This is a genomic window from Bradyrhizobium sp. UFLA05-153 (genome assembly GCF_054185185.1).
Window position 1 is genome coordinate 1 of sequence record NZ_JBBIAM010000195.1, and the last position, 10,366, is coordinate 10,366.

6 protein-coding genes and 1 pseudogene are annotated in these 10,366 nt (G+C 62.2%); 1 reads left to right on the forward strand and 6 read right to left on the reverse strand.

Annotated features, from left to right (window positions below):
• Window positions 1–828: 828 nt before the first annotated feature.
• The 3 genes and pseudogenes from Q2941_RS48525 to Q2941_RS48535 form a co-directional block, all read right to left on the reverse strand.
• A complete protein-coding gene (locus tag Q2941_RS48525; protein ID WP_458197110.1) occupies window positions 829–1,284 on the reverse strand; it encodes an SRPBCC family protein in 456 nt (151 codons plus the stop codon).
• Window positions 1,285–1,691: 407 nt separating this feature from the next.
• A pseudogene (locus Q2941_RS48530) lies at window positions 1,692–2,685 on the reverse strand (L,D-transpeptidase family protein).
• Between the two features lie 477 nt (window positions 2,686–3,162).
• Window positions 3,163–5,652 (reverse strand): bifunctional diguanylate cyclase/phosphodiesterase, encoded by a 2,490-nt coding sequence (locus Q2941_RS48535; protein WP_458197111.1) that lies wholly within the window; start codon window positions 5,650–5,652, stop codon window positions 3,163–3,165.
• 390 nt (window positions 5,653–6,042) lie between these two features.
• Between Q2941_RS48535 and Q2941_RS48540 the strand changes: the two genes are divergently transcribed.
• Window positions 6,043–6,846: a PstS family phosphate ABC transporter substrate-binding protein gene (locus Q2941_RS48540; RefSeq protein WP_458197112.1), complete on the forward strand. Its 804-nt coding sequence runs from the start codon at window positions 6,043–6,045 to the stop codon at window positions 6,844–6,846.
• Between the two features lie 48 nt (window positions 6,847–6,894).
• Here Q2941_RS48540 and Q2941_RS48545 read toward each other — a convergent pair whose 3' ends face one another.
• From Q2941_RS48545 to Q2941_RS48555, 3 genes are all read right to left on the reverse strand, one after another.
• Window positions 6,895–7,905, reverse strand: coding sequence for a 2Fe-2S iron-sulfur cluster-binding protein (locus Q2941_RS48545; protein ID WP_458197113.1), 1,011 nt, complete (start codon window positions 7,903–7,905; stop codon window positions 6,895–6,897).
• 147 nt (window positions 7,906–8,052) lie between these two features.
• A complete protein-coding gene (locus Q2941_RS48550) occupies window positions 8,053–9,798 on the reverse strand; it encodes an ethylbenzene dehydrogenase-related protein (protein ID WP_458197114.1) in 1,746 nt (581 codons plus the stop codon).
• Between the two features lie 174 nt (window positions 9,799–9,972).
• Window positions 9,973–10,366: hypothetical protein (locus Q2941_RS48555; RefSeq protein WP_458197115.1), on the reverse strand; the 394-nt coding region annotated here is incomplete at its 5' end.

Sequence of the window (10,366 nt, forward strand, 5' to 3'; positions counted from 1 at the left end):
GGATTGTGCGATGAAACTGATATTCAAACATGGGTTCAATTTTCACTCCGGCACCCCATATAGATATTCATGACTTGTACGAAGGCTGAACTGCGCGAGATGCTAGCCGAGGCCGTTCGCAATACTCAACCCGAGACAAAGCGCCCACCGAAAGCGATCGCGGCTAAAGGCGGCGTATCTCATACTTGAGTGCAAGAACCCTCGGCTGGAAGACCTTCCCCCAAGGCTCCCACCCAGTCGGAGTTTCGACACGAGCGGCCTCGGCGTGCCGTCTGCGCCGGGGCCGTTTCTGTGCGAGCGTCACCCTGAACGACGTTGGTTCCATCCGATGGAACAATGCAGGTGCCCACGGATTATCAATCAGCGCGATCAACGCGATCTGAGGAATAACACATCATGAAGCGCCTTCTATTGATCGGAGTTGCAGCTTGCACTTTTGCGCTCGCTCCAATTCTGTCTGCGTCGGCAATGCCGAGCGCAAACCCGAATGCACTTATCGGCACTGACACCTCAATCATCCAAGTACACGGCTGGGGCCATCACGGGGGCCGAGGTCATCACTACGGATGGGGTCGAGGCCATCACTATGGATGGGGCCATCACCACCGTTGGTGAAACATTACCGCCTAGCTAGCGGTGGTTATTCTAGAAGAAGCCGCCTCAGTCTGGCGGCTTCTTCTTTGTGACAATTCGCATTTGCGATGTCCGTTCGTGTGAAGGTTTTCGGATGCCGACCCCATGAAGGTGGCGTTAGCCGCTAATCATCAAGAGGGGCCATGCCGGCGCAGGCGGCGACGATCGCGCGCATCGGCTGAAGTGCAACCGCGTTCACTCGTTACCAGTACGGCCGTGCCAGGGGTCCGGGCCCGGGTCGCGTCCCGCTGCAACCTCGGCCAGCCGGTCGAGGTAATGGGCCCAGCCTTCTGCGTGGCCGGCATATTGCTCGGCACTGGGCAGGCCCGTATGGGTCAGGCGCAGCAGCGTTCCGTCCGGCTGCTCCATCAGGTCGATCTCGACCAGGCTTGATGCCGGCGGCACCACCTCGCTGCCGTCCCAGCCGAAGCTATAGGCGAGGCGATGCACGGGCACCACCTCGCGGAAGGACCCGCGGGCAAAGCGAGCGCCGGTGACATTGACGAGATAAAGCCCGCCGGGCTGAGGCTCGACCTGCGCCTCCGTTCCCATCCACCGGAGGATCTTCTCCGGATCAGTCAGGAACGCGAACACCGAGGCGCGGGGCGCCGAGATGTACGTCTCGCGGCGGACGACGAGTGCCTGTTGCATCGGTTTGCTCCACGGTTGTCATGCCTGCCCGCCTGCAGCGGAGAAGGTAGGGCAAGCCTTTCCCCTAGGATAGACCCCGCCCCCTAGGATAGACCCCGCGAGGTGGCTGCACCACCCGCGCAGTGCCAGACCAGCGGCCGTCGCGCCATGGTCGCGACGCCGCTTGCGCAATCAACGACCCCACGAATGTCTCAGTGCCAGAGGCCCGACGTCGCCTGTTGATTGGGTACGCACTTCGCCAGCGCTTGGTCGGTCCATTTCATAAGGCTTGATTCAGGCGGTAGAGTCGAGGATGGGCGCGGTAGCTTGGGCCATTCGGCAACGCTCCGTTTCCCATCCCCGCTCATCGGCTCCGAAACTGATTATGCGTGAGAAGTTGCGTTGAAGGACCCTGTGGACTTGCTGCCTCAGCGGGTCCCCTCGACGAAGGCGACCTGAGTGCCTTTGGCCACGCGCTCGGCGACGCGTTCGGCGTCCCAGTTCGTCAGTCGGACGCAGCCGTGCGACTCGGCCTTGGACACCTTCCCCGGAAAAGGCGTGCCATGGATGCCGTACCCTTCGGCCGAGAGGTTGATCCAAACCGTGCCGACCGGGTTGTTCGGTCCGGTCTGATCGTGAACGGTTTGCTCGAGTGGACGCCCTTGAAGTGATAGTCGGGGTTGTAACGGTAGGTCGGATTGCGACTGACCTCAGTCACCTTCAGCGTGCCGGATGGCGAAGGCTTCTGTTCGCTTCCGACCGTGGCTGGGTAAAAACCGATCAAGGCATTCGTCTTGTCGAACAGCTTCACGGTTTGCCGCCTCTTATCGACCTCGACCCTGTCGGCTTTGCTGCCGTTCGGCGTCTGTGCGACGCCCGCGTCGACGACGGTGATCGTGTCACCGGCGCGATCGAAGCGCTGGCCCGGGTTCAGGGCCGAGAGGAGCTGCTCGCTCATATGGAATTTTTCGGCGAGCGCCTCTCGCGGGCTGGTGAAGGCAAGCTTCGGGATGTCCTTCATGTCTTCCATCTTGGAAGGTATCTTCTGAAGAAACACTCCGGAGACGTCTTTTTCCGAGATGGTGCAGTCGGTGAGCACGGGTCGATCGTCCACGGCCAACTTCTTCCAGACCTCGTCGGTCACGGTATCGGAGCTCGGCAATTGTTGCGCTTCTGCGTAGCGTGGAGCGCCTTCTTGGCGTTCTCTCCAAACCTGCCGTCGATCTCGCCCGGAGAGAAGTGCGCACGATCGAGAAGCACCTGGAGACGAATGCCCAGTGGCGTCGCCTTCGCGCTCGACAGAGCTTTCGACGATAGTTCCGCGGAGTTGACCGCGTCCGGCTTCAACTCGGTGCCCCAGGCCGGATTCGCGAAAACGGCAAAGACCAAACCGATACAGACCCGCTTCGCAAGGAGCGCCATGCCATGAGTCCTTCTCGTTCCCTGCCCGCCGGTGAAAAAACTTTCGAGCGCGCCCGGCGTTCCTAATGCAGGGACAAATTGCCGAGTTTTCCCATCGCATTCGCGACGCGAGAAAAGAAAACGACAGCTGCCTACTCCGATGCTCGCGGCCGAGATGCGACCACTCCCTCTGAGATCCCTGCGCGCGGCCGCATTGCCTAATTTATGCTGGACGGCGCGACGGCATGCAGGCCTAACGAGTTTCTCCGGTTTGCTCCCCTTCTGCTCCCCCCAAGCCAGTTGTAGTCGCGGAAACTGCTCAAGATCGTAGTCATTCCGAATCCCGCCCCAACCTTGAGAGGAGTAGGGTCTCTCCCAAGTCCGTTTTGAGATGCAGAGACAGATTTTCCGACAGGGCTCCTTCCGAGCTTGACCCATCTGAGACATTCGGCCTCACGAGCTGCTGCTGCGCAAAATTGCGCGGAACGCGCCGACGCCTCAGCGGATCACAGTCTGCCGCTCCGCTCCGTCTTGCCTGGGGACCACTTCGACCGCCGAAACCAAAAGGCTCGGCTGGAGCAAGACGGCGAACTCTTCGAGCGATATCGGCGGAGAAAAAATATAACCTTGCGCCATGGTCGCGCCGTTTTCGGCCGCGAACCGAAGGTCTTCGGCCGTTTCGACGCCTTCTACGACCGTTTCGAACCCTAATTCGTCCGCAAGTCCGAGCGCCAGGCGAAGGATCGTCTGCTTTTCGCGGTCTTTCGCGACACCCGCCACGAGCGTGCGATCGAGCTTCACGGCGTCGAAGGGGAGCCTCGCCATCGTCGAAAGATTCGAATAGCCGGCTCCGAAATCGTCCATCGCGAAGCGTATGCCCAATTGCCTGAGCAGGCTTATTCTCTCGCGCACGACATCAGGATTGCGCATCGCGACCGACTCGGTGACCTCGATCTCGAGATGTGGCGGCGGGAAGTCGGCCTCGCGAACTGTCGTGACGATGTCCTTGATGAACAGCGGGTCCTCGATTTCCGTCGCTGCGACATTCACGGCGAGCACGAGGTTCGAGCCGGCCCGGATCAAGCCCCCGATTTCGGCAAGCGCGCGCCTGAGCACGAAGCGGTCGATCTCCATGATGAGGCCGATCTCCTCCGCGATTTTGATGAAGCGCTGAGGGGGAATGTCGCCCTCCTTCGGGTGATGCCAGCGCGCCAGCGCCTCCACCCCTAGGATGCGGCCATCCACGCAGGACACCTTGGGCTGGTAGTGGACGACGAGCTCTTCATTGCGGATCGCCAAGGCGAGATCGGTTTCGAGCGCATGGCGGGCACGCGCGACCTCTGCGAGATCCGGAGTGAAGAACGCGTAGGTATTGCGTCCCGAGCTCTTCGCGACGTACATCGCAAGGTCGGCGCGGATCAGGAGATCGTCATAGCTTGTGCCGTGGGTGGGACAGATCGCAATGCCGATGCTGACGCCGATGGTCGCATGGTTGCTCTGGAGCTTGAACGAAACCTGCAGCGTCTCGATCATCTCGCGGGCCTTGAGGCTCGCGGCCGCGACCGTCTTCACCCCAGCGATGATGGCGACGAACTCGTCGCCCCCGACCCGGGCGAGCAGACATTTGCCGGGAGCGACCTTGGACGCCAGCAAAGTGTTCAAGCGTTCGGCCACCATCCTGAGCAGCTCGTCGCCAGCCTTGTGCCCGAAAGTGTCGTTGATGGATTTGAAGCCATCGAGGTCGAGGAAGAACAGCGCTCCGCCCTCTTCCGAGCCGATGAGCGCCGGCGCATCGATGCGCATCTTCTCCCGATTGGGAATGCGGCTCACAGTGTCGTAGAAAGCGAGCTGACGAATCCTTCGAGTGCTGGCCCGCAAATGCGTCAGCATTCGCTCGAATGCTAGGCCGAGGCTGCGGACCTCGCCGATGCCCGTTGCGCGGAACGGAACGTCGAGATTGCCACCCGCGATTTCCTGGGCGGTCTTGGCGAGCGCTGAAAGTCCTTTCGTGAGGTGCCTCACGGCGGCCAATAGCGCGACGACCAAGGCACCGAGCGCCAGCGCCGCGGATGCCAGGAACTGCCACATCAGCGAACGCGTATGGGCTGCGCCGATCTGGAACATCTGATCGCGTGTCGTCGTCACGAGCGATGCGCTCGCGAACGTACACACCTTGAGAGTCGCCTCGTAATCGACACAGCGCGCAACGTAGTTGCCGTCATCCGAGTGCCGCAGGCCGGCCAAACGCGTCTTGGCGCTGCTGAATCTCACCCCTTCAGGCCCTGCGGAAGACACGATCTCGTTGTCACCCGTGATGATGACCACGCCGGCATTGGCTAGCGAAGTAAAGTTCTCGAGAGTCCGCTCCGTGCGCCCGAGCGGTCGGATGGCGGCAAGCGCGCCGATGAGGTCGCCGAAGTCGTCGAACACGGGCTCGATCGCGGTGTGCGCTATGGTGTGGCGCTGCGGCAGGCCGAGCGCTGACAATTCACGCAATTTGAGCTCATAGGTGCCTTCCTCACCCTGCGGGTGCGAGCGGCTATTGTCCTTGAGGATCGGCCTGAGATTGACGGAGAGGTCGGTCCCCTCGAGCGCACGGCTGAGCGCGAGGAGGTCGAGGGGCGTGTTGGCGCCGATCACGCGACCGGTTTCGTCGAAGGCGATCAGCCTTTCGAAGCCGGAGGTCAAAGCAACGATGCTGAGCAGCTCGCGGATAGTCACATCGTTGTTCGAGGCGACCGCCTTGGCGACATCGGCGCGCTCAGCGATCTGACGCAGGCGAGATGCGGTTTCCGCGCCTAGGACCTCGATTCGCGCTCGCGCCAACTGCGCCTCGCCGTCGAGGCGATGAGCGAGCTGGTCTTCCGAGAGGTCACCCAGTGCCGCAGCCTGCTGCCTCAGTTGCTGCTGCAGGCGTAGCGCCGTCATGCCCCCGATGAGGCCGAGCCCGAGGACGCCGGTTGCGAGCACCACGGCAACAAGGCGCATGGCAATAGACGAGGGAAAACTCGGAACCCCGGACGGAACGGCCCAACGACGCCAGCGGGGTGGCGTCCTCGATGCCTTTGCCATATCCGTGTCAATCGCCACCACCGCCCGCACCGTGAACTTGCGAGGGCCGGTCAATGTCGGTCACTGAGGCCCCCAACTGAGCGTCTTCCACGGCGCCGACTTTAGGCTGGTGAACCACCCTAAATCGTCAATTTATCGCCTATTTGTGGCCGGCTAATTAGCAAGTGGTTTTTCGAAACCATCAAATTTTCTGCTTTTCACTTTCTGTCCGCCACACTGATGATTCCAAAAGGCACGGCGTTGCGACAACAGATGGTTTAGGTTTCTTTGCCAGATTGTGCACCTCGTGGCTCGAAGGGGTTTGCAATGGCATTTTCGAGGATATTGGCGGCATTCTTGGGCCTCTGCCTTACGGGGGTGAATCCCGCTAGCGCCGAAACACGCAGGCTCGACATCGTCGGGACCGGAGACGGCATCGATGTCCTGCGCGCCATTGCCGCGAGCTTCATGCAGCAGGAAGGATCGGCACAGGTCGAGGTCCCACCGAGCATCGGTTCTGGCGGAGGCATCGCGGCCGTGGGGTCCGGCAAGGCGATCTTAGGGCGCGTCGCACGCCGCCTGACCGACGCCGAAGCGGCTTCCGGCATCGTCTACAAGGCGATCGCCCGCCTGCCCTCGGCTTTCATCGTCCATCCCGGCTGTGGAGTGAGTGCCGTCACGAGCGATCAGCTCGTTGCGATCTATTCGGGCCGCCTTGCGAATTGGAAGGAGCTGGGCGGCGCCGATATGCGCATCCGCGTCGTGCGGCGCGAGGACCAGGACAGTACTCTTACCGTTCTACGGGCCAGCATGCCCGGCTGGCATGATCTCGAGATCACCGAGAAATCGAAGACGGCAACGACCACACAGGAAGCGATCGAGACGATTCGCGATGTTCGAGGCGCGATCGGCTTCGGTCCCTTCTCGCGGCCGCTGGAACAGGGGCTCACAGTGCTTCGCGTGGACGGCCACTACCCGACCGACGCGGATTATCCCTCGAGTGTGGTGCTGGCGCTGATCTATTTAAACACGTTGCAGGATCCGGACGCCTTGGCCTTTCTACGCTTTGCCGATGCGCAGAAGGCGGCCGACGTCATCACCAGCCTCGGTAGTCTGCCCGTCAAGCCGTGAGCCGCCGGGGCTCGGTGGCCCGCCGGCGCTGCTGAGCTCGACATCGGCTCACATACCGGGGCGATCAGGCTGCTCCCGGCTTCGCCATAGACGGGTAATCTTGTCCATCAACGATGGGGTTTGAGAGCTCCGCAAGAAAGGATCGGCGTAGCATTGCGCATTGGCCGAGCGTGCCTTGTTCTTCACGATCTCGACGAGACCAACGGGGCCGGCGACGTAGACCGTATCCTCCAACCCGAGCAGGGGCAGGTAGTGCGACGGGCGCCCGGGCCTGATCGGCAGGGTAGACCCGACCTCCGTCGTCGCAATGACGTCGCGGACACCGTCGTCGATCAGCCACTGCAACGAGGGAAGCATATAGAGATTATCGGCATCCCGGCTGCCGGCGACGACCGCCATCTCGCGGTTGCGCTGGGTCGAGCGCGCCGAGCGGGCGAGCGCCCAGATCGGGGCCCAGCCTGCTCCGCCGGCGACCAGCACCAGCGGCCCCTGGCCCTGTCGTAGATAGACTTGTCCGAAGGGGCCTTGCACATGCGCCGCATGGCCGGGCCTGATGGCCTTGCCGAGCTGCCCCGACACGGTGCCGTCAGGCAGGCGCCGGATGTGGAAGACGAGTTCAACATGCTTGAAGGAACCATCGAGCCTGAAGGTCGGGCTGAACTCGCGCGCAGGATAGCCGGAAAACTTGACGCGCACATATTGGCCCGGCCGAAACTCGAGCGGCGCTGAGGTCGTCAGCACGACTTCGGCGATCTCCGGCGAAAGCTCGTTGATCTCGGTGACGGCGCCCGCCCGCTTCATCGGTAGCGGCAATTCTTCGAATTCGATCTCCGCATCGCCTGCGACCGCGGCCTGGCAGGCGAGCACAGTGCGGCCATGGCCCGAGCCGCCGTCATCGACCGAGCCCGAAACAACCGTCACCCGGCAGCTCTGACATTGTCCCGATCTGCAGTCGTGTGGAACGAGGATCGAGCCGCCGAGCGCCGCGTCGATCAGGCTTTCGCCGGCTCGGGCTTCGACGAGCTTGCCGTTGATGACGAGCCGACAATGCCTCTTCATCGCGAGCCCTCTAGGCGCTGCGAATTTCGGCGAGCAGGCCGCTGCTCGCCGAGCCAGAATGCGATGCGCCGGATGAGGGCGAAGCCGTGCTTCAGCGCAGCCGCGCCGTAGTGGCCTCCGGTCGAGCACGTCGCCCCCATGAGGCGCCTACTTCTGCGACACGACACGCACCGGGCGGTTATGGCTCGCATGCCGCGTCTGTGTATGGTCGTAGACGGCGACCCACATGTAGAGATCGTGACCTGGCACGAACGCTTTGTCATATCTGCCGTCGGCTTTCATGTTGCGCGTCAGCTCGAGCGTCCAATGTCCGTTGCTCCATTTTGAAACTCCGGTGACATTGGCCCGTTCTCCGTCGTTGTCGCCAGCAATAATTACGCCGGGCAGGATCGTGCCAACGGGAATCCTCGCGTCGGCCTCTGGCGTGTAGGGTTCGCTCTCCCAGTCGAACATGTACCAGCGGCCGTTCTCGTCGTCGCTGCTGTTGGGATTAAGATCGAATTTGCCGAGGGCTGCGACCTGCGCCTTCCAATCCTTGGGAAGCCGCACAACCGTGACGGGCCCCTTGTCGTTCCTGTGGATGAACTTGAAGTTATACGAATAAAGAGCGCGGCCGGGCTTGTTCCAATAGCCGCCCTGGTAGCGGGCATCGTAATTCTGCTCGTCCAAGGTCGGGGCGTAGGGCGGGCCGATAAATTGGCTGTCGACACGCCCGAGCATGCCCCCACGCGATGCCTTCCACTGCCACATGTCTATGTAACTGCCATCCGTCGTGTAGTGGAAGCCCCGGCCGTTGATCGGCATCGGTTTGCCGGGCAGCGGGTTGGCGCCGAGACCCGTCGCGCCTGCGCCGCCCAGCGATGGATTATCCGAGAAAATGACCGCCAGTTTATCCTCGTAGAAATCGACGGCGTCTTGCAGGCCCGCATGCTCGTCGAGGACGTGCCAGCCATCTTCTCTCTTGATGATCGGAATGCGGCGCAGGGAGCGCGTGGGATCCTCCCAGCGGAAGGCGAAATAGATCTTCTGCCCGTCGTGCAGGGCGCGCACCTCCACGAGCGATTCGCCCGATCCGCCGAGATTGGCACCCTGCTGCGTGTGAACGAAGACGGGGGGCGCGCGCGACCAGGCGGGATCGCCCATGGCGCCGTCGAGCTTGGGCGCGGCGCTCACCCGCGCGACGACGAGTGTATCACGCGTCGCCCAGTCGTCGAGCTCGGCGACGCCGCACGCGACTGCCACCCCGATTGCAGCGGCGAGCAGAAGAGGCCTCGGCCGCACGGCCTTCGTGATCACGAGCGGTGTCGGCCGGAACACGCGGAAAATCTGCTGCCAGCCACCATGGAGATAATGCGCGCTGACATGCGCGAAGATATAGCCGAGCCCGACGAAGGCGGCGGTCGAATGGAGATAAGCCCACCAGCCGCCATAGCCGAGATACATCATGACGCCCGTCCCCGTGAGGAAGATCACGAGCGCATAGACGAACCAGTGCAGGATGATGTTGACGGCTCCCCACTTGAGGCGGGCCGGAGCGCGCATCGCGAGGATCCGCGTCTTCTTGGGGCTGTTGCGCTCGACGAGGCCGCTGCGCGCGAGGTAGACGACGTAGGCCGACCCGCAGAAGAAGACGGCGAGCCCCGCGAGGAAATGCCAGGAAAAGATCTCGCCTTGCGGCAGGACCGGAGCGAGCCATTTCGAGAAGGGGGCGCGCAGCGTGTCCGCTGCGATGCGTATGCCGGTAACGAGGCTTACGACAAACGCGAGCGCGGTCGCCCAATGGAGCGTTATCGTCCCGACATCTGTGCGTGGCGGGCTTTCTCGAGTCTTTGTTTGAGCCAGGCTTCTCGCGGTCAAGGCGTCGGCGTTCGTTCGAGCGGTGACATCGTTCATTGCAGAGGCTCACCCACGATAGACCAGCAGAGCTACAGCGTCCGCTTTTCGCTTCTCCCAGAAAAGCGGACTGCTGCGAACAAGCTACCTCGCGATATCATAAGCAACTTATCAAGTCTGGCGAGATTGCTCGTTTCGCGACAACTCGCCCCCAGTCGGCCGTCCTTTGGATATTCATGCATTTGGCAAGCGCGCGGTATGGCACGCCCAGCGATCATCGCTGTGGCGGGTCGGTGCAACTTCAATTTTCGGGATTTTTGCAGTCGCCGTGAGCCCGATGAGCGGCACACCATGTGCTTGCGCGATGATGGAATTGTGCCGCTGATTTGCCCAACGTGTCAAATGGCCCGGTGTCACCGACATCCTGGCCGGCGACGCCATTTTGACTTTGCGTGGGGTTGTTTTCGATATTCTTGTTGGGAGCGGGTTGGGGCGGTTCTTTCCGGCGATAGGCTTGCCGAGCCGAAATTGCGGCGCCGGGTCCGCCTTCGCCCCGCGGGCGGCGCGGCAGTTCTCGCTCGCTTCGCTTGGAATTTGTGGCACGGGCTTGCCGAGCCGTAGCTCGCGT